Origin of the sequence: Acidovorax temperans, assembly GCF_006716905.1 — a bacterium.
Taxonomy (GTDB): domain Bacteria; phylum Pseudomonadota; class Gammaproteobacteria; order Burkholderiales; family Burkholderiaceae_C; genus Acidovorax; species Acidovorax temperans.
On the sequence record NZ_VFPV01000001.1, the window covers coordinates 591,612 to 611,049 of the forward strand.

14 protein-coding genes are annotated in these 19,438 nt (G+C 64.4%); all 14 read right to left on the reverse strand.

All coding sequences use genetic code 11. The features are described from left to right. Positions 1-12: 12 nt before the first annotated feature. A complete protein-coding gene (locus BDD18_RS02965) occupies positions 13-321 on the reverse strand; it encodes a hypothetical protein (protein ID WP_066692873.1) in 309 nt (102 codons plus the stop codon). A 121-nt stretch (positions 322-442) separates the two neighbouring features. Beyond that, entirely contained in the window at positions 443-1,540 is a 1,098-nt protein-coding gene (locus BDD18_RS02970; RefSeq protein ID WP_142081294.1) for an enoyl-CoA hydratase/isomerase family protein, read from the reverse strand. Beyond that, positions 1,537-2,412, reverse strand: coding sequence for a DMT family transporter (locus BDD18_RS02975; RefSeq protein WP_142081296.1), 876 nt, complete (start codon positions 2,410-2,412; stop codon positions 1,537-1,539). Before BDD18_RS02975 ends, BDD18_RS02970 begins: the two co-directional genes overlap by 4 nt. Positions 2,413-2,533: 121 nt before the next feature. Next, positions 2,534-4,357 carry a translational GTPase TypA gene (typA, locus tag BDD18_RS02980; RefSeq protein ID WP_066695262.1) on the reverse strand — a complete coding sequence of 608 codons (1,824 nt, stop codon included), beginning with the start codon at positions 4,355-4,357 and terminating at the stop codon, positions 2,534-2,536. Then, the gene (gene truB / locus BDD18_RS02985) at positions 4,354-5,361 is read right to left on the reverse strand and encodes a tRNA pseudouridine(55) synthase TruB (RefSeq protein WP_142081298.1); all 1,008 of its coding nucleotides are present in this window, start codon (positions 5,359-5,361) and stop codon (positions 4,354-4,356) included. Before truB ends, typA begins: the two co-directional genes overlap by 4 nt. Then, positions 5,358-5,738, reverse strand: coding sequence for a 30S ribosome-binding factor RbfA (rbfA, locus tag BDD18_RS02990; protein WP_066695266.1), 381 nt, complete (start codon positions 5,736-5,738; stop codon positions 5,358-5,360). Before rbfA ends, truB begins: the two co-directional genes overlap by 4 nt. 24 nt (positions 5,739-5,762) lie before the next feature. After that, complete coding sequence (gene infB / locus BDD18_RS02995) at positions 5,763-8,639, reverse strand: translation initiation factor IF-2 (protein WP_142081300.1); 2,877 nt, start codon at positions 8,637-8,639, stop codon at positions 5,763-5,765. Positions 8,640-8,662: 23 nt separating this feature from the next. Then, complete coding sequence (gene nusA / locus BDD18_RS03000; protein ID WP_142081302.1) at positions 8,663-10,150, reverse strand: transcription termination factor NusA; 1,488 nt, start codon at positions 10,148-10,150, stop codon at positions 8,663-8,665. An 81-nt stretch (positions 10,151-10,231) separates the two neighbouring features. Beyond that, the gene (gene rimP / locus BDD18_RS03005) at positions 10,232-10,825 is read right to left on the reverse strand and encodes a ribosome maturation factor RimP (protein ID WP_066695270.1); all 594 of its coding nucleotides are present in this window, start codon (positions 10,823-10,825) and stop codon (positions 10,232-10,234) included. Between the two features lie 193 nt (positions 10,826-11,018). Next, entirely contained in the window at positions 11,019-14,585 is a 3,567-nt protein-coding gene (locus BDD18_RS03010; RefSeq protein WP_142081304.1) for a DEAD/DEAH box helicase, read from the reverse strand. A 63-nt stretch (positions 14,586-14,648) separates the two neighbouring features. Continuing rightward, entirely contained in the window at positions 14,649-15,053 is a 405-nt protein-coding gene (locus BDD18_RS03015; protein WP_044400859.1) for a thioredoxin family protein, read from the reverse strand. A 51-nt stretch (positions 15,054-15,104) separates the two neighbouring features. Continuing rightward, on the reverse strand, positions 15,105-16,430 hold the full coding sequence (locus BDD18_RS03020; RefSeq protein WP_142081308.1) for a c-type cytochrome: 1,326 nt from the start codon (positions 16,428-16,430) through the stop codon (positions 15,105-15,107). Beyond that, complete coding sequence (locus BDD18_RS03025) at positions 16,427-17,203, reverse strand: c-type cytochrome (RefSeq protein ID WP_142081310.1); 777 nt, start codon at positions 17,201-17,203, stop codon at positions 16,427-16,429. The genes BDD18_RS03020 and BDD18_RS03025 overlap by 4 nt, the downstream gene beginning before the upstream one ends. Before the next feature lie 272 nt (positions 17,204-17,475). Next, entirely contained in the window at positions 17,476-19,419 is a 1,944-nt protein-coding gene (locus BDD18_RS03030) for a bifunctional sugar phosphate isomerase/epimerase/4-hydroxyphenylpyruvate dioxygenase family protein (RefSeq protein ID WP_142081312.1), read from the reverse strand. Positions 19,420-19,438 lie beyond the last annotated feature (19 nt).

Genomic DNA, 19,438 nt, shown 5'->3' on the forward strand with positions numbered 1-19,438 from the left:
TCCGGCGCGGACTCAGGCGGTTACCTGCTTGCGCAGCAAGGCGGAGGAGACCTTCCAGTGCTGGCCGTCGTCGGTGAGCAAGCTGGCGGTCTTCTTGTTCAGGCGCACCACCGTAGCTTGCTTGACGGCACCGTCGTTGGTGGTGAAGTGCACACGGTCACCCTCGGCAAACTGTGCCAGTTGCACCGTGCTGCGGGCCTGAGCCAGCAGGTTCAGGCGCTCGACGACCATGCGATTGAGGAACAGCAAATCCTCTTCACCCATGTGGCGCAGGGCTTGAACGAACATCTCTCGGTCTACAACGGTTTGCCTCGTGCTCATGCCCGGCAGTTTATGCCGCTGGCAACCACACCGCTTCGTCGTGGTTCAAGAGGGGATGACCGGACGGATACGCTTCATCAGCGGCTTTTTTGTCTCATGTGCTCACCTATGTGCTACGGGCTTACTTCAACGCGGCCAATGGATGGGCGTGCGCAGGCCAGGGGCTAGCGAAGAAAGGCGTGACCATCTCGGGCGTCACATCCTCGATGCGGCCGGGGTTCCATTTCGGGGCATGGTCTTTGTCGACCGCCAGGGCGCGGATGCCTTCCACCGTCTCACTCTGGCCGGGGCGCAGGAAGAAGCAGTGGCGCACCATGTCGCGCTCCATGCGCAAGTCATCGGCCAGGCCCATGTGGCGCGCACGGCGGATCTGCTCCAGCACCACGTGCAACATGAGGGGCGAGCGCTTGCGCAGCGTGGCCGCTGTGGCACGCGCCCAGTCGGTGTCAGCGGACTCCAGGGCGCGCACAATATCGCCCACTGTGGGCAGCGAAAAATATTGGTCAATATCGGCTCTAGCGCTTGTGTGGTGAGCGCTGGCAGCTACAAATTTTGTAGCAACAAAGGCGCGAATGGCTTGCCCATCTGCAAAGTGCTGGCTGCCCAGGGCATCCCACACAGCGGCTTGCTGGTCTGAAGGCAGGCAGCCGTCGGCCAACTGGTTCTCGATGGCATCGCCCGCGCCAATGGTGTCGCCCGTCAGGGCCAGCCACTCACCCACGCTGCCAGGGCAACGGCTCAGGAAGTAGCCGCCACCCACATCGGGGAACAGGCCAATGGCGGTTTCGGGCATGGCCATCTTGGTGCGCTCTGTCACCACGCGCAGGGCTGCCCCCTGGCTGATGCCCATGCCGCCCCCCATCACGATGCCGTCCATGAAGGCAATGTAGGGCTTGGTGTAGTTGTGGATCAGGTGGTTGAGGGCGTACTCTTCCGTGAAGAAGTCTTCGATCAGAGGGTTGCCCTGGCTGCCCGCCTGGTGCAGAAAGCGAATGTCGCCGCCCGCGCAAAACGCGCCAAAGGGGCCTTCCTTGTTGCTGCCGCGAATGGCCACGGCCAGCACCCGGTCATCGGCCTGCCAGGCAAGCAAGGTGGCCATCAGGTCACGCACCATGCCCAAAGAAAGCGCATTCAGCGCCCGGGGCCGGTTCAGGGTGATGAAACCCACCTGACCACGCACTTCACTCAACACCTCAGCAGCCACCACTGTCTCCGTCATTTTTGTTCCTTCCAACCCAACATTTCATTGAAAACCAGGGCACCGATCACCAGTGCCCCACCGGCCAGTACGGCAGAGGCTGGGCGCTCTCCGGCGCCAAACCATGCCAAGAGAATGCCAAAGATCACCTCCAGCAAGCCCAGCAGTGCCATCTCGGGAGCCTTGAGCACGCGCCCGCAGCGCACGGCCAAAACGCAAGGAATGGCCAACTGGAACACCCCCAGCAAAGCCAGCAAGAATAAATCATGTGCGGTGGCTTGCAGCGGCAAGGCCAGTGGCAATGTCACTATCACCGACACCACAGCCCCCACCAGCACCGCAGGGACCAGATCCACCGCATGGCCATGGCGCTGAGCGTGCTGCACCACCGTCCAGTTGGCGGCAGCAGCCACGGGCACGCACAGGGCCACCAAGGTGCCAGACAGTGGCAGACCCGCCATTTGCGAGCCGTACATCCAGCCAATACCCAGCCCGGCCAGCCCAATCGCCACCCAGGTGCGCAGCGCAATGCGGTGGCCGATGAAGATCCGAGCAAAAAGTGCCGTCAGCAGCGGCCCCACGGCCATGGTGACCAGCACGTTGGCCACGGGCATCAACGTCAGGGCCACCATGAAGGCGGTGAACATCGTCGCCCAACACAGGCCTGACAGCCACAGCGCGGCGCCACCGCGACGAATGGTGCCAAACACCCCTCGCCCCTGGATGGCGGGCAGCATGACCAGCAGGCTCAGCAAGGTGAAGAAACTGCGCCAGAAAGTGACTTCAAAACTGCGAGCCTGCTCCAGGTGGCGCGTGACCAACCCTGCAATCGACCAGAGCAAGGTCACCATCACCATCAGGAACACCGCGCGGGTGTGTGTGAGTTTGAGCATGGAACGGCTGTGTCAGAACTACCAACGGACGAAAAAAAGGGCCTCAGCACAGCTGGGCCCTTTCATCGATCAACCTGCGCGCCGGGCTGGTGGGCTCGGCACGAAGTCAGCGCGCTTCAGATCAAGAGCGGCTGGCGCGCTTGCGCTCATTTTCGGTCAAATAGCGCTTGCGCAGACGCACGGACTTGGGCGTGATTTCGACCAGCTCGTCGTCTTCGATGAACTCGACACCGTACTCCAGCGTGAGGTCGATCGGGGGCGTGATCTTGATCGCGTCTTCCTTGCCGCTAACGCGGAAGTTGGTGAGCTGCTTGGTACGCGTGGCGTTCACCACCAGGTCGTTGTCGCGGTTGTGCACGCCGACGATCATGCCTTCGTACACGGGGTCGCCTGCCTTCACGAACATGCGGCCACGGTCGTCGAGCTTGCCCAGGGCGTAGGTGAAGATTTCGCCATCGTCCATGGAGATCAGCACGCCGTTCTTGCGGCCACCAATGTCACCCTTGTGCGGCTCGTAGCCGTCGAAGATGTTGGAGATCAGACCGGAACCGCGCGTCAGGTTCAGAAACTCGTTGGTGAAACCGATCAGGCCACGGGCAGGAATGCGGTACTCCAGGCGTACACGGCCACGGCCGTCGGACTCCATGTTCACCAGCTCGCCCTTGCGCTCGCCCAGGGCTTGCATCACGCCGCCTTGGTGGCCTTCTTCGATGTCAGCCGTCACCAGCTCGATGGGCTCGTGCTTGACGCCGTCGATGTCCTTGAACACCACGCGGGGCTTGGACACTGCCAGCTCGTAACCTTCACGGCGCATGTTTTCCAAGAGGATGGTCAGGTGCAATTCACCACGGCCCATCACTTCAAACACACCTTCTTCGTCCGTTTCGTTCACGCGCAGGGCCACGTTGTGCTGCAGTTCCTTTTGCAGGCGGTCCCAGATCTGGCGGCTGGTCACGAACTTGCCTTCGCGGCCGGCCAGAGGCGACGTGTTCACGCAGAAGTTCATGGTCAGCGTGGGCTCGTCCACCTTCAGCATGGGCAGCGGCGCAGGGTTGGCCGGGTCGGTCACGGTCACGCCGATGCCGATGTCTTCAATGCCGTTGATCAGCACGATGTCGCCAGGGCCAGCCAGGGGGGTCTGCATGCGATCCAGGCCCTGGAAGGTCAGCACCTGGTTCACGCGGCCCTTGACGGTCTTGCCACCGGGGCCTTCCATGACGACCACGTCCTGCATGGGCTTCAAAGTGCCCTGGCTGATGCGGCCCACACCGATGCGGCCCACGAAAGTGGAGAAGTCCAGCGCCGAGATCTGCAGTTGCAGGGGAGCGTCAGGGTTGCCAGTGTTCGGCGGCACGTGCTTGAGGATGGTGTCGAACAGGGCCGACATGTCGGGACCCCACTGCTCACCAGGAGCGCCTTCTTCGAGCGACGACCAGCCGTTGATGCCCGAGGCGTACACCACGGGGAAGTCCAGCTGTTCGTCGGTGGCACCCAGCTTGTCGAACAGGTCGAACGCAGCGTTCACGACCTTGTCGGGGTTAGCGCCGGGCTTGTCCACCTTGTTCACCACCAGGATGGGGCGCAGGCCCAGGGCCAGGGCCTTCTTGGTCACGAAACGCGTCTGGGGCATGGGGCCTTCTTGCGCGTCAATCAGCAGCACCACGCTATCCACCATGGACAGGGCACGTTCCACTTCGCCGCCGAAGTCCGCGTGACCGGGGGTATCCACGATGTTGATGTGCGTGCCCTTCCAGCTCACGGCACAGTTTTTGGCCAGGATGGTGATGCCACGCTCTTTTTCAATCGCGTTGTTGTCCATCACGGTGTCGACGACCTTTTCGTGGTCGGCGAAGGTGCCGGACTGGCGCAGCAGCTGGTCCACCATGGTGGTTTTGCCATGGTCAACGTGGGCAATGATCGCGATATTGCGGATTTGTTTCGTCATAGTTTTTCCAATGTGCCGCTGTGCGCCATGGACGCGGAATGCGGCGTGCCTTCCAAAATTTGTTGAATTTCCAGCGGACTCAGGAGCCTGCCCGGCACCAGCTCCCCGCCAACGATGTGGCCCACCCCCAGCAACGCTGCAGGTTGATCGCCAAAGACCGCCACGGCACTGGCGTCAGGCCAGGGTCCACGGCGACGCACACCCGACAGAAACCGGGCTGCATTGTCGCCGTCCAACGTGACACGGGTGTGCCCCACCAGCAGCGACTCGGGAGGCAGAACGCAAGCCAGGCGCTGCGCCTCGTCCATGGCTTCGAGCTGCGCCAAAGTGACGCAACGCTCGACCCCCAGGCCTCCCGTATCGATGCGGCGCAAAAAGGTCAGGTGAGCCCCCACCCCCAGCGCTGCACCAATGTCTTCTCCCAAGGTACGGATGTACGTACCTTTGCTGCAAGTCACTATCATTTTGATAGCTGCTTGCGCTTTCTCTGTCTGGATCAGCTCCAGTTTCAATGCATGAATGACGACCTGGCGCGCCTCACGTTCCACGGCAATGCCAGCGCGGGCGTACTCGTACAGCGCCTTGCCATCTTTTTTGAGCGCGCTGTGCATGGGGGGCACCTGGCTGATGGGGCCGGTGAACTGCTGCTGCACGGCGGCCAGGCGCTCTGGCGTCAGGTGTTCGGGCAGCACCTCGCGGCGCTCCAGCACGTCGCCCTCGGCATCGCCGGTGGCGGTGGTCACGCCCAGCAACGCCACGGCTTCGTAGGTCTTGGGGGCGTCAAGTTGCAGTTGGCTGAATTTGGTAGCCGCACCAAAGCACAGAGGCAGCACGCCGGATGCCAAGGGATCCAGCGTACCGGTATGGCCCGCTTTTTCGGCGCGCAGCAACCACTTCACCTTTTGCAAGGCGTCGTTGCTCGAAAGGCCGAGCGGTTTGTCGAGCAGCAGCACTCCGTGCACCGGGCGCCGCTGCACCCGGATGCGGGGAGCGCGCTCGGTCATGCTTCCTCGTCGTCTTTCGCGCGTGAAGAGACAGCCTTGGCGATCAAGGCATTCATGTCGGCCGCGCGCTCGGAAGTGCGGTCGAACACGAAGTGCAACGTAGGCACGGTGTGGATGTGCAAGCGCTTGAACAGGCCATTGCGCAGGAAACCCGCAGCCTGGTTGAGCGCCGCCTGGGTTTCCACGGGGTCACCCACCAGCAGGCTGAAAAACACCTTGGCATGGGCATAGTCGGGAGTGACCTCCACGCCTTGCAGCGTCACCATGCCCACGCGTGGGTCTTTCAACTCGCGCGCGATGAGCTCGGTCAGATCGCGCTGGATCTGATCGGCCACCTTGAAGGCACGGTTAGGGGTAGCAGATTTCTTCGCAGCCATGTTGTCGCTTGTACCTCGTTCGCCTTACAGCGTCCGTGCGATTTCCTTGATCTCGAAGAACTCCAGCTGATCGCCTTCCTTGATGTCGTTGTAGTTGCGCAGCTTGATACCGCACTCGAAGCCTTCCTTGACTTCCTTGACATCGTCCTTGAGGCGGCGCACAGACTCGACTTCGCCGGTGTAGATGACCACGTTGTCGCGCAGCAGGCGGAACTTGCAGTTGCGCGTGACCTGGCCGGAGGTGATGTACGAACCCGCCACCGTACCGATCTTGGAAGCTACGAACACCGTGCGGATCTCGGCCGTACCAATGGCTTCTTCGCGCTGCTCGGGGGCTAGCATGCCAGACATGGCGGCCTTCAACTCATCCACGGCGTCGTAAATGATGTTGTAGTAATGCAGGCTCACATCGCTCGACTCGGCCAGCTTGCGCGCACCGGCATCGGCTCGCACGTTGAAGCCGATCACGATGGCCTTAGAGGCAATCGCCAGGTTGACGTCGGATTCGCTGATACCGCCCACGCCGGCATACACCAGCTGCACGCGGATCTCGTCTGTGGACAGCTTGAGCAGCGAGGCTGCCAGCGCTTCCTGCGAGCCCTGCACGTCGGCCTTGATGATGATGGGCAGCGTCTGCACCTCGCCCGCCGTCATCTCGTTGAAGACGTTTTCCAGCTTGGCAGCCTGTTGCTTGGCCAGCTTGGTGTTGCGGAACTTGCCAGCGCGGTAGGTCGCGATCTCGCGAGCACGGCGCTCATCGCTGAGCACCATGAACTCGTCACCAGCCTGCGGCACATCGGACAGACCCTGGATTTCCACCGGAATCGACGGGCCAGCCGTCTTGGCAGGCTTGCCGTTTTCGTCCAGCATGGCGCGCACGCGGCCCGAGGTTTGACCCGCCAGCACCACATCGCCCACCTTCAGCGTACCGGACTGCACCAGCACAGTGGCCACAGGGCCGCGGCCCTTGTCCAGCTGCGCTTCGATGACCAAACCCTTGGCCATGGCGTCAACAGGCGCCTTGAGCTCCAGCACTTCAGCTTGCAGCAGCACTTGCTCCAGCAACTCGTCGATGCCCATACCGGTCTTGGAGGACACCGGCACGAAGGGCGAATCACCGCCGTACTCTTCAGGCACCACTTCCTCGACCACCAGTTCCTGCTTGACGCGGTCGGGGTTGGCATCAGGCTTGTCAGCCTTGGTGATGGCCACCACGATCGGCACATTGGCAGCCTTGGCGTGCTTGATGGCTTCCTTGGTCTGGGGCATGACACCGTCGTCGGCCGCCACCACCAGAATCACAATGTCGGTGGCCTGCGCACCACGGGCACGCATGGCCGTGAAGGCCTCGTGACCAGGGGTATCGAGGAACGACACCATGCCGCGTGGGGTTTCAACGTGGTAAGCACCAATGTGCTGCGTGATACCACCAGCTTCGCCAGACGCCACCTTGGCGCGGCGAATGTAGTCCAGCAGCGAGGTCTTGCCGTGGTCCACGTGGCCCATGACGGTGACCACTGGAGCGCGTGGCAGCAGCTCGGCGTCTTTTTGACCCGCATCTTCGTCGGTGAAGGCTTCTGGATCGTCCAGCGCCGCCACCACTGCCTTGTGGCCCATTTCTTCCACCACGATCATGGCGGTGTCCTGGTCCAGAGGCTGGTTGATGGTGACCATCTGGCCCATTTTCATCAGGGCCTTGATCACTTCAGAGGCCTTGATCGACATCTTGTGTGCCAGCTCTGCCACCGTGATGGTTTCAGGCACATGCACTTCGATGATCCGGGCTTCCACCGGTGCGGAGTTCTGGTGATCGTCACGTTGATCGCGGTTTTCACCACGGCGGCCACGGGGGCCACCACGCCAGTTGTTGCGGCCCACGCCACCACTGCTGTCGCCGCGGGTCTTGATTTCTTTCTTCTTGGCCGTGTCGTTCGCCCAGCTGGAGGACAACTTGGCCGACTTGACCTCCTTGCCCGAACCACCGCCGGGGGCGACTGGTGCGGCAGCACCCGCATTGCGTGGGCCTGTGCCGGTACCAACGGCAGGCTTGTGCAGGGTGCCCTTCTTCGCGTCACCCACGGCGGCAGGCTTGGCTGCTGGCTTGGGTTCCTCAGGCTTCTTGGCCACCATGACGGACTTCTTGGGCGCCGCCATCATCGCGCGAATGGCCTCGGCTTCCGCCAGGGCCTTGCGACGACGCTCTTCCAGATCGCGGGCTCGCGCAGCTTCTTCTTCGGCACGGGCCTTGGCTTCTGCGGCGGCCTTTTCACGGGCTTCATTCTGGGCTGCGGCACGGGCAGCCGCTTCGGCCTGCTGCTCGCGTGTAGCTTCCTGCTGCTGCGCAGAGGCTTGCGCCTTCTTGGCGGCTTCCTGGGCAGCGTAGGCTGCAGCGCGCTCTTCCGCTTCACGTTCGCGGCGCTCGCGCTCTTCACGCTCAGCACGTTTGGTAGCCAGTTCAGCTTCCTGGCGACGAATCAGCTCAGCCTGGCGACGAGCTTCTTCCTCGCGGCGAACCAGTTCCTGGTCCTCGCGCGACACGGCGGATTCTTCCACCGCAGCTTCACGCGCCTGGGCGGCCGGCGCAGACGCCTCAGCGCCTTCATCGCGCTGGATGAAGGTGCGCTTCTTGCGTACTTCCACCTGGATCGTGCGGGCCTTGCCGGTGGCATCGGCCTGCTTGATCTCGCTGGTGGACTTCTTCACCATGGTGATCTTTTTGCGATCCGCCGAAGCGGTGCCATGGCTGGCCTGCAGGTAAGCCAGCAGTTTTTGCTTGTCAGACTCGGTCAGGGGGTCTGAAGCGGCAGTCTTGCCCACACCAGCAGCCTTGAGCTGATCCAGCAGGGTTTCAGGCGATTTCTTGAGTTCGTTAGCGAACTCGGCGACAGTATTACTCGACATATTTGGTTCGTGCCTCCCTGACCTTACTCTTGCCCTGCCACGAACCAATGTTCGCGGGCCTTCATGATCAAGGCCTTGGCTTCTTCAGCAGACTGTCCGGTCAGGTCGGTCAGCTCATCAATGGCCAGATCGGCCAAGTCGTCACGTGTATGCACACCGCCTTCGGCCAGCTTGGCAATCAGGTCGGGAGTCATGCCTTCGAGGTCGCGCAGGTCTTGAGAGACCTCTTCCACGCTTTCCTCACGGGCGATTTCCATGGTGAGCAGCGCATCCTTGGCGCGGGCGCGCAGCTCGTTCACGGTGTCTTCGTCAAACGATTCGATCTCCAGCATTTCCTGCAGCGGCACATAGGCCACTTCTTCCAGGGTGGCAAAGCCTTCGGAGATCAGGATGTCGGCGATTTCCTCGTCTACATCCAGCTTTTCCATGAACAGGCGGCGCGAGGCGTCGGACTCGTTGGCCTGCTTTTGGGCAGACTCGGCAGCGTCCATGATGTTGATCTTCCAGCCCGTCAGGTCGGAAGCCAGGCGCACGTTCTGACCACCACGGCCGATGGCGATGGCCAGGTTTTCCTCGTCCACCACCACATCCATGGCGTGTTTTTCTTCGTCCACCACGATGGAGGACACGTTCGCGGGTGCCAGCGCACCAATCACGAACTGCGCGGGATCTTCCGACCACAGCACGATATCCACACGCTCACCAGCCAGTTCATTGGTCACAGCATTGACGCGGGTGCCACGCACGCCGACGCAGGTGCCGATGGGGTCCACGCGCTTGTCGTGCGACAGAACGGCAATCTTGGCGCGCGAACCGGGGTCACGGGCGCAGGACTTGATCTCCAGCAGGCCTTGCTCGATCTCGGGCACTTCCTGGCGGAACAGCTCCACCATGAATTCGGGGGCCGAACGCGACAGGATGATCGGTGCGCCGCGCAGCGTCAGATCCACTTCCATGATCATGGCGCGTACACGGTCGCCACTGCGCAGGTTTTCCTTCGGAATCATTTCCGAGCGACGCAGGCGGCCTTCCACGCGGCCGGATTCGACAATGATGTCGCCCTTGTCCATGCGCTTGACGGTGCCGGTGAAGATCTTTTCGCCCCGCGACATGAAGTCGTTGAGCAACATTTCACGCTCTGCATCGCGGATCTTTTGCAGGATGACCTGCTTGGCCGCCATGGCGCCGATACGACCGATGGGCACGGATTCGACACCTTCTTCGATGTACTCGCCCACCTCGATGTCAGCCACGCGCTCGCGGGCATCCATCAGCAGCTCTTCAGCATCTGGGTTTTGCAGGCCGGCATCATCAGGCACCACCAGCCAGCGGCGGAAAGTCTCGTAGTTGCCGCTGTCACGGTCGATGGACACGCGGATATCCACTTCGCCTTGGTACAGCTTCTTGGTAGCCTGGGCCAGGGCCGATTCCACGGCACCCAAGACCACATCACGCTCCACGTTCTTCTCGCGCGAAATGGCCTCAACCAACATCAACAATTCGCGATTCATGCGACGACTCTCCTATTTCAATCACTGAAGATTGCTGGCCACCGTGGGGCAACCCGCCATCCTGTATTTTTAATCTGCGGCTCAGGCAGCGCCCTGCCCCGCCTTGCCAGCACGGCCCTTGAAATCAACAATGGGCGCCAGGCGCGCATCACGCAATTCATCCAAGGTGAAACCCAGTGCCTGCAAAGGCGCTGGAACGCGTTTCTTGCTGACTTTTTGACCAGGCTTGACTGCAGGCTCGTCTCTCCAGACGATCTGCCAGCCACCAGACTCTGCACGCTCCAGCGTGCCGCGAAATTTCTTGCGATTGGCGCTGACCTGACCGGCCGCTGCCGCACCCATGGGCGCCTTCAGGGTGATGTCGATGACCGAACCCTCGAAACGCACGAAATCCTGTTCGTGGCGCAGGGGGCGGTCAATGCCTGGGGATGACACTTCCAGGCGCTTGTATTCCACACCGTCCACCTCCAGCGCAAACTGCAGCTGGCGGGTGACTTTTTCGCAATCTTCCACGGTGACAAACTGGTCCAACAGCGGGGCGGGTGCATCGGTGGCCGGAGCCACCCAGGGCAAATCAATGGTGATGCGCAAGAGGCCTCCGGCAGAGCGTTCAATCTCCACCAGGTCATAGCCCAAACCAGTCACAACTTGTTCAACGATTTGCTGCAGTGCCACGTGTTCAGTTCAATCCCGGGAAAAACGAAAAACCCGATAACCCCCAGAAGACCCCCTTCTGACAGCTTCGAGCTCCAAAACCAATCGACCAAAAAAAACGGGCGGTTGGTACCCGCCCGTTTGGTCGTGAGAACTGGATTGTACTCTTTAAAGCATTGATTTGCAACGACAGTGCACACCTAGCAACAGCGATTCAGTCTGCTCCCAAGGGCTGCAACAGCTGCTGAAGGTCGCTCTCGGTGAACAGCGGTTCGCGGCGGGCCGCTTCGCCCCCGTAGATGGACTGGGCCAGCTGTGCCTTGCGCTCCTGCAAGGCCAAAATGCGCTCCTCAATCGTACCCTGGGCCACCATTTTCACCACCCACAGGTTTTGCGTCTGGCCGATGCGGTGGGCGCGGTCGGTGGCCTGCGCTTCGGCAGCGGGGTTCCACCAGGGGTCGTAGTGGATGACGGTATCGGCCTGGGGCAGGTTCAGCCCCACACCGCCCGCCTTCAGGCTGATGAGGAACAGCGGCACCTCGCCGCTGGTGAATCGCTGGATGATCTCATCGCGCTTTTGGCTTTGGCCGGTGAGCTTGACCCAGGGCAAGCCCCGGGCCTTGAGCTCCGCCTCGATCAAGCCGAGCATGCTGGTGAACTGCGAAAACAGCAGCACCCGCCGCCCCTCGGCCAGCATTTCGGGCAAAAGCTCCATCAACTGCGCCATCTTGGCCGATTCGCGCACCTGGCGGGCGGACTCCAGCGGCACCAGGTGCGGGTCACAGCAGACCTGGCGCAGCTTGAGCAGCGCATCCAGGATCGTGATCTGCGACTTGGCCAAGCCTTTGGAATGCAGGGCTTCGCGCACGGTTTTTTCCATGCCCAAGCGGATGGTTTCGTACAGATCGGCCTGGGCGCCCGTCAGCTCCACCCGCATCACGGTTTCCACCTTGGGGGGCAGCTCGGCCGCCACCAAGGCCTTAGTGCGGCGCAGCATGAACGGCGCTACGCGGGCACGCAATTGGGCCAGCCGTCCGGTGTCACCCTGTTTTTCTACGGGGTTGCGAAACAGCTCGCGAAACCGCTGCTGGCTGCCCAAAAAGCCGGGCATCAGGAAGTGGAACAGACTCCAGATTTCGCCCAGGTGGTTTTCCATGGGCGTGCCCGACAGGCACAGCCGGTGGCGCGCCTGCAGTGCCGACACCACCTGGGCCGCGTTGGTGCTGGCGTTCTTGATGTTTTGCGCCTCGTCCAGCACCACCAGGTGCCACTGCAGTTGCAGCCAGCGCTCACGGTCGCGCTGAAGCAATGAATAAGGGGCGATGACCAGATCGTGCTCGGCCACGGAATCCGCCATTTCATGGCGGCCTGCGCCGTGCAGCACCAGGGTGCGCAGACCGGGGCAAAACCGCGCGGCTTCGCTGTGCCAGTTGCCCATCAGGCTCACCGGGGCGATCACCAGCGCGGGGGCCGTGAGGCGGCCTGCGTCTTTTTCGACCTGGATGTGGGCCAGGGTTTGCAGCGTTTTGCCCAGGCCCATGTCGTCGGCCAGGATGCCGCCTAGGCCCTGGGCGCGCAGAAACTGCAGCCAGTTCAGCCCCTGCTGCTGGTACGGGCGCAGGCTGGCGTGCACGCTGGCAGGCACGGGCACCTCGGCGATGGGGCTCGCGCCCTGTAGCTGCTGCACCAGGGCCTGCAACGATGCAGCACCCTGCCACACAGCGCCTTCGCCCAGGGTGGCACTGGCTCGCAAGGCTTCCAGGCGCGACAAGCGCAGGCTGGGTTGGGCAAAATCCGAGCCCCGCTCGCCCACCAGTTCCAGCAAGGCGGCCAGCCAGGGGCGCAGCGGCTCGGTGGGCAGGCGCACAAAGCCGCCTTGGGCATCGCCACGCGGCACGTAGACAAACGGCGGCAGTTGGGGCTGCCCGGTGGCGGCATCTGGCGGGTGCTGCGCGGCCTGGGCGATCAGGTCGGGCAGCCAGGGCAGCACGTTGTGGCGCTGGCCGTCCAGTTCCACGCCCAGTGAGAGCGAGAACCAGGGCGAGGTGTCTTGCATCTCATCCGGCATCACTTCTGACTCGCCATCGCGCCCCTGCTTCTGTCCAAAGGCGCTGAGTGGTTCCGGTTCTTCGACCGGATCTTCTTGCCCAGGCCTGGCAGCGCGAGCCACCGGCTGCGGCGCGAGCGCCACCGTCAGGTTTTGCGCATGGCTTACCCAGCCCTGCAGCGCCGGGTCCTGGGTCACGTCAAACCCTGCTTCGATAAACACCGCAAAGCCCGCATCGGCCCACGGCAGCCAGGCCTGCTGCGAGCGCTCGCCGGGCAGGCCAAACACGCCGTCGTCGGTGGCCAGCAGGCCCAGCGCCATCAGTTTTTGGATGGCTTCCAGCTCGGCCTGGGGGTGGCGCTGCAGCAGCACCTTGGGGCCATCGCCCCCATTCAGCGGCGGCAACATCACCTGCGCGCCCTGCCCTGGCCACCAGCCACGGTGGCCGGCATAGTCAAAGGTGAGCCGCGCCATCACCAGGCCCAGCGTGGGCCGGTCGGCCAGCGGCGTGGGGGCCAGGTGCAGGCAAGGCCGGGGCACCACACCCTGCAACCGCTGCACGCTTTGCACCACCGGGGGCAGGGGCAGATGGTGCAGGCTGCGAGCCATTTCATCCTGGTATTTTTCGATGGCCGACTCGCGCAGCGCGGGGGCCTTGAGCAGCACCTCCAGCTGTGCGGGTGATACAGAGCCCAGCTCTACCGGCCCGCATTCGCCCCGCTCGGCATCTATGAACAAGGGCGGGCTGTTGTGGCACAGCACACCGCTGCCACCGGCAAGAGCAGCGCGCAGTTGCCAAGCGGGCTCGGCCGACAAAGCCCCGGGCTGGGCGGGCAGCTCGTGCCAACACCACTGCAAGGGGCGTGAGGGGCCCCATCGCAGGGCGTTGCCCACGGTAGATCCACCCGCATCGGCAAACAGCCGCCCGGTGCTGGCGGCCTGTTGCAGCGCCAGCAAACCCACCTGCCCTTCCAGCACCGCGCAGGGCGCGCCGCTGTAGGCCGAGTAATACACCTGACTGCGCGGCATAGCGCGCAGCAGTTGCAACACCTGGCGATCGGTCTCGCTGGCCTGGTCGTACACCGCCTGGCCCTTGGCGGGCTGGGTACGCACCTGCTTGGGCTTGGCCCAGCCACCGGTCACCTTGGGGTAAGACACCACGGCTTCAAGCTGCAACTGGGTGGGCTGGCGCATGCCGCCCACCACCGACAGCAAATAGAGATATTGCTCCGGCCGCGCACTGCGGCCATTGGGGCTGAGTACCACATCGCCCCCGGCGGCGCGGTCCAGCGCGGCCAGCCAGTTCACCAGCTGGGCCTGGGCCTCGGCCTGCTGCACGGCGGCCATGCGTTCGCGGGCCGACAAGGACGCCGCCGCCGCGCTCACATCCTTGCGCGGGGCTGCGGCAGCGCGGGCTTCATCGCTCAGCGGCAGACGGGCCGCCTTCAGCATCAACGCCACCGCATGCTTGCACTGGCGGCCCACGGGGCAGTCGCACACGCTACGCCAGTAGTCCACCTGGCCATCGGGCATCACCGCCAGGGTGACGGCCACTTCATACGGCAGGTGCTGCGTGCCCTGCACCAGGGCCTGTATGCGCCAGCCTTCGTCCAACGGCTCAATGTCTGGCTCGCTCACCACGCCCTGTGCCAGCAGGGCCTTGCCACGCATCCAGGGGCCGTCCTCGCACAGAGCGCGCAAGGAGTCGGGGTCAAACCAGAAGGTGTCAGGCATTACAGGTCAAATTGGCCTCTAGCGCTTGATGAATAAGCGCCAGCAGCTATCTATTTAATAGCATCAAGTGCCTGCCACAGTGCGGTCTGCACGCACGCGGTCAAACACCTCTTGCGCCATGGGGTCGGTGGCGGCACCAGAAGGGGCACCGCTGCGCAGGGTGGTCAGCAGCCGTTCCAACACCGCAGCCTGGGGCAGCAAGGGGCCCAGAAAATGCGCCTTGCGGCCATCGGCAATCAGCAGCGTGGGGAAGGTCTCTACATCCAGGTCGCCCGCCAGTTCCGATTCGTCTTCAATATCCACCCACTCAAAGCGCACCTCGGGGTGGGCCTGGGCCAGGGCGTCAAACAGCGCCCGGTAGTCGCGGCAGGTGCCGCACCAGCCGGCACACAGGCACACGGCCCACCAGCCGCCGGGCTGGGCGGCGGGGGCAGTGGAATCAACGGGCAAGGCGGTGTGGCTGGGCATGAATACAACTCCTCCAGCCCGCCAATCAGGCGGGCCAGGGCAACAACGGTGTCAGGGGCTGCGCCGCTCGCGGGCGCGGTAAACCTCGATGGTACCCACACCCGCTGCCTGGTGGCCCCAGCTATTCCTCACAAAAGTGGCCACGGCTGCCACGTCTTCATCGCCCAGCAGGTGCTGGAAGGGCGGCATGCCATGCGGGCGCGGGTTGCCTGCGGTGGCTGGCAAATAGCCACCCTGCAGCACCACGCGCACCAGGTTGGTCGGGTCAGCCAGCACTACGGCGCGGTTGCCCGCCAGCGGCGGGAAGGCGGGTTGCCCGGCCTCGTCCTTGGCGCCCTGCCCTTGCGCGCCGTGGCACTGGGCGCATTGCGCCTCGTACACCTTGGCGCCGCGCTCCATGACCGACGCGGGGGCCACGGCCTGCTTGGCGGGGGTGGCTGCATGCTGGGGCAGCGCCTGCAAATAGACGGCCATGGCGCGGGCGTCGGCGTCGCTCAGGTACTGCGTGCTGCGGAACACCACCTCGGCCATGGGGCCGATGACGGAAGCCTGCGGGGCCACGCCTGTCTTGAGCAAGGCCACCACATCGGCCTGCGGCCAGCGCTGCACGCCGGCCTGGCCAGCGTCGGTCAGCGCCGGGGCCAGCCAGTTCTGCACGGGGATCAGCCCGCCCGCCAAGGCCTGCCCTTGCTGCTCGGCCCCCAAGCTGTTGCGGGGGGTGTGGCAAGCGGCACAGTGGCCCAGCCCGTTCACCAAGGAGGCGCCGCGCTGGTAGTCAGGCACCTGCGCTGCGGCCAGTGCCTGCGGTGGCAGCGCGGCTGGCTGGGCCGCGTCTGCCGGGGTGAAGAACAAGGCCCGCCACACACCCAGCGCCGCCTGGGTGCTGTATGGAAAGCGCAGCGCATGCGCCTTGTTGGCCTGCGCCACCGGCGGCAAGCTTTGCAGGTAGGCGAAGATGGCGTCGGAGTCTTCGCGCGTGACGTGGGTGTAGCTGGTGTACGGAAAGGCGGGGTACAGCAGCCGCCCTTCCTTGCCACGGCCGTTGTGCATGGCGCGCCAGAACTCAGCCGACGTCCACGCGCCCAGGCCGGTGGCTTTGTCGGGTGTGAGGTTGGAGCTGTAGACCACGCCAAATGGCGTTTCAATGCCGCGCCCGCCCGCAAACGGCGCGCCGCCCTGCACCGTGTGGCAGGCCATGCAGTTGCCCACGCGGGTCAGGTATTCGCCCTGCGCCACCAGAGCGGGGGTGGGCTTCAAGGTTTCGGCGCTGGGCAAGGGGTCCTCGCCGCGCAGGTTCAGGGCCACGATGGCGGCGGCGCTGATGCCCAGGGCGGCCATCGCGCCCGATACCAGCCGCACAAAGCGTTGCGGGTTCATGGGCGGCCTCCTTCAGGCACGCCGCCGCAGCGTGCGGGCATGGGGCCCGGCAGGCTGGCCACCGGCTTGCCGTTGCCAGGCACAGGCTGCGCGGCCAGCCAGGCAGACACGGCGCTCACATCTTCGGGCGTGAGCTGGCGGGCCACGTCGGCCATGCAGTCGGGCGCGTGGGCCTTGCGCTGGCCGGTCTTCCAGGCGCCGAGCTGGCTGTTGAGGTAATCACGCGGCAGGCCCAGCAGACCGGGAATGGACGGCGCCACCCCCGTCATGGCTGCGCCGTGGCATTGCACGCATGCCGGAATCTTGCGCGCAGCATCGCCCTGCTGCACCAAGGCGCGGCCCTGCTCCAGTTGCGCGGGGGTGCCCTGCGGGGCGGGCGGAGGCGGGTAAGGCAGGTCGAGCGCGGCGAAGTGCACGGCCATTTCGCGCAGGTAGTCATCCGTCAGGTGCTCGATGAGGTAACCCATTTGCGGGTAGCTGCGCCGCCCATCCCGAAAGTTGAGCAACTGGTTGTGCAGGTAACCCGCAGGCTTGCCCGCAATGCGGGGGAAGTAACCCTCGGCCGTGGCGCGGCCTTCCTTGCCGTGGCAGGTGGTGCAGGCCAGCACGCGCGATGCCATGCCAGCGGGCACGGTGGCGGCAGGGGCCGCAGGGGCTGCAGAGGTGGCAGGAACAGGATCAGCGGGACTGGGCGCCGCGGCTGCAGCACTACAAGCCAGGGCGGCGCCCCACAGCGCCAGGGGGCGCAGCCGGGTGCGTAAAGAATCGATCATGGGTCTTGGTGTGGGGATCAAAAACGCGGCGCAAGGCCTGCAACACCCCGCACTTTAAGCCCGCAGCGCGCTGCATGCCGGGTGCGGGGCTTACACCAAAGGGTATGGCAGGGGTGCTCAGCCGCGCAGGGCCTGGCGTCATGCGTCAGGGCTGCGGCTTGACTCCAGGCACTAGCACTATCAAATCAATAGCTGCTAGCGCTTATGCAGCAAGCGCCAGTGCCGTTTTTATCCATGTTCCCGCCCTAGCAATAGGCCCACGGGCATCCCTCTCACGGCCCCGCACCAGCGCGCTGGTGCGCGTTCTCTTGCGCGGCCATGCGCACGGCGGCATTCACGGCGCCATAGCCGTCGTAGCCGCCCTCGCGCTGCACCACTTCAAAGAAGAAGCGGTCGGCAAAGGGCTCGGTGTAGGCGTGCAAAAAGCGCCCGCCGCCGGGCGACACATCGGCCACGATGTTCAGCGCCTGCATGCGGCGCACCAGGCCTTCATCCAGATCCAGGCGGGCCAGCAGGTCTTCGTAATAGTTGGGGCTGATGGGCAGCCACTTCACGCCCCGGGCCTGCAAGGTCTGCACCGTGGCAAAAATATCCTGCGTGGCCAGCGCGATGTGGTGCACGCCGCCGCCCGATCGGCCAGTGGCCCGCACCTGCTGCGCCGTGCGCGTGCGCTGGCTTTTGGAGACATTGAGCACCATGCGCAGGCTGCGCTGCGCGTTGCTCAGCGCACAGCTGCGCACCAGCCCAAACGGGTCGGCCAGCTCCAGACTCTCGCCCGCGCTCAGGCCCAGGATGGACTGGGCAAACAGCGTCCAGGTGTCGAGCTGGTCGTGCGCCAGCGCCAGCGCCATGTGGTCCACATGCGTGAGGCCGCCTGCCTGCGGCACCGGCGCGCGCGGCACGGGCGCCACAAAGTCAGCATCCAGCGTGGAGCCCGCGTGCACAAAGTGCACCACCGCGCCGCCGGGCGAGATGATGGCGGGCAGCTGCAGCTCGTTCGGCCCCAGCGGGCTGGTGTGCCGGGCCGACAGCAGGGCTGCTGCGCGGTTGGCGGCCTGCACCGGGTCGGGCGCGACCAGGCCCATGGCACACACCGAGGGGCCCAGCTCGTCAAAGCGCTGGCGAGCCTCCGACCCCGGCTGGGTGTTGATGACGAACTGGATGTCGCCCTGGCAATACAAATCCACCGCCTTGCTGCGGTGGCGGCCCGTGTGCGCAAAGCCCAGGGCGGTGAAGGTGCTGGCCAGGGCCTGGCCCGTGGCCTCGTCCACACCAAATTCGATGAAGCTGAAGCCACCCAGCGGCTGCGCAGCGGGCGGCGCGGCCAAGTCCAGCCGCTGCAAGGCGCGGGTGGCGGCAGGGGCGCGGGCCTCGGCAGATGCGGCCTGCGTGCGGGCCGTCAGCCGGTTCTTGCATTCGCTCTCCAGAAACAGCAGCGAGCGCATGGCGTCCAGCGCCGTGCGGCGGTTGGGCGTTTCGCGGAACACGTCGTTGAAGATTTCGAGCGACAGGTTGCCGGTGTAGCCCGCCAGCAGCGCCTGCTCAAAAAACGTCACCACATCCAGCTGCCCCTGGCCGGGAAAGTTGCGGTGGTGACGCGCCCACTGGATCACGTCCATGGCCAGCAGCGGCGCATCGGCCATCTGCACAAAGAAGATGCGGTCGCCGGGAATGTCGGCAATGCCCGTCGGGTCGTCGCGCAGCGACAGGGTGTGAAAGCTGTCCAGAATCAGCCCCAGGTGCGGGTGGTCGGCCTTCTCGACAATGTTCCACGCCTGCTTGTAGAGGTTGACCCACTTGCCCCAGGCCAGGGCCTCGTAGCCAATGCGCAGGTTGCGGCGGCTGGCGCGCTCGGCCAGCTCGTGCAGCTGCGCCGCCGCCCGCTCGGCATCGCCCAGCGATGCGGGCGAGGTGTTGGAGCACACCAGCATCAGCGGGCAGCCCAGCTCCTGCATCACATCGAACTTGCGTTCGGCGCGGTACAGGCTGCGGCGAAACAGCTCGTCGGGCATGCCTTCAAAGTCGCGAAACGGCTGGTACAGGTCAATGCCCAGGCCCAGGTCAGCGGCTTGCTGGCGCAGCTCGCGGGCGCTGCCGGTGAAGCTGATGAAGTCGGGCTCAAACAGCTCAATGCCATCGAAGCGCGCAGCGGCAATGGCTTCGAGCTTCTGGCGCAGGGTTCCGCTCAAAGAGACGGTGGCAATGGATCGGCGCATGGGTACACCTCGTGTCTCA

Coding starts and splice junctions, on each gene's coding strand:
- BDD18_RS02965 (WP_066692873.1), bottom strand. CDS start 321: ATGAGCACGAGGCAAACCGTTGTAGACCGAGAGATGTTCGTTCAAGCC.
- BDD18_RS02970 (WP_142081294.1), bottom strand. CDS start 1,540: ATGACGGAGACAGTGGTGGCTGCTGAGGTGTTGAGTGAAGTGCGTGGT.
- BDD18_RS02975 (WP_142081296.1), bottom strand. CDS start 2,412: ATGCTCAAACTCACACACACCCGCGCGGTGTTCCTGATGGTGATGGTG.
- typA (WP_066695262.1), bottom strand. CDS start 4,357: ATGACGAAACAAATCCGCAATATCGCGATCATTGCCCACGTTGACCAT.
- truB (WP_142081298.1), bottom strand. CDS start 5,361: ATGACCGAGCGCGCTCCCCGCATCCGGGTGCAGCGGCGCCCGGTGCAC.
- rbfA (WP_066695266.1), bottom strand. CDS start 5,738: ATGGCTGCGAAGAAATCTGCTACCCCTAACCGTGCCTTCAAGGTGGCC.
- infB (WP_142081300.1), bottom strand. CDS start 8,639: ATGTCGAGTAATACTGTCGCCGAGTTCGCTAACGAACTCAAGAAATCG.
- nusA (WP_142081302.1), bottom strand. CDS start 10,150: ATGAATCGCGAATTGTTGATGTTGGTTGAGGCCATTTCGCGCGAGAAG.
- BDD18_RS03010 (WP_142081304.1), bottom strand. CDS start 14,585: ATGCCTGACACCTTCTGGTTTGACCCCGACTCCTTGCGCGCTCTGTGC.
- BDD18_RS03015 (WP_044400859.1), bottom strand. CDS start 15,053: ATGCCCAGCCACACCGCCTTGCCCGTTGATTCCACTGCCCCCGCCGCC.
- BDD18_RS03020 (WP_142081308.1), bottom strand. CDS start 16,430: ATGAACCCGCAACGCTTTGTGCGGCTGGTATCGGGCGCGATGGCCGCC.
- BDD18_RS03025 (WP_142081310.1), bottom strand. CDS start 17,203: ATGATCGATTCTTTACGCACCCGGCTGCGCCCCCTGGCGCTGTGGGGC.
- BDD18_RS03030 (WP_142081312.1), bottom strand. CDS start 19,419: ATGCGCCGATCCATTGCCACCGTCTCTTTGAGCGGAACCCTGCGCCAG.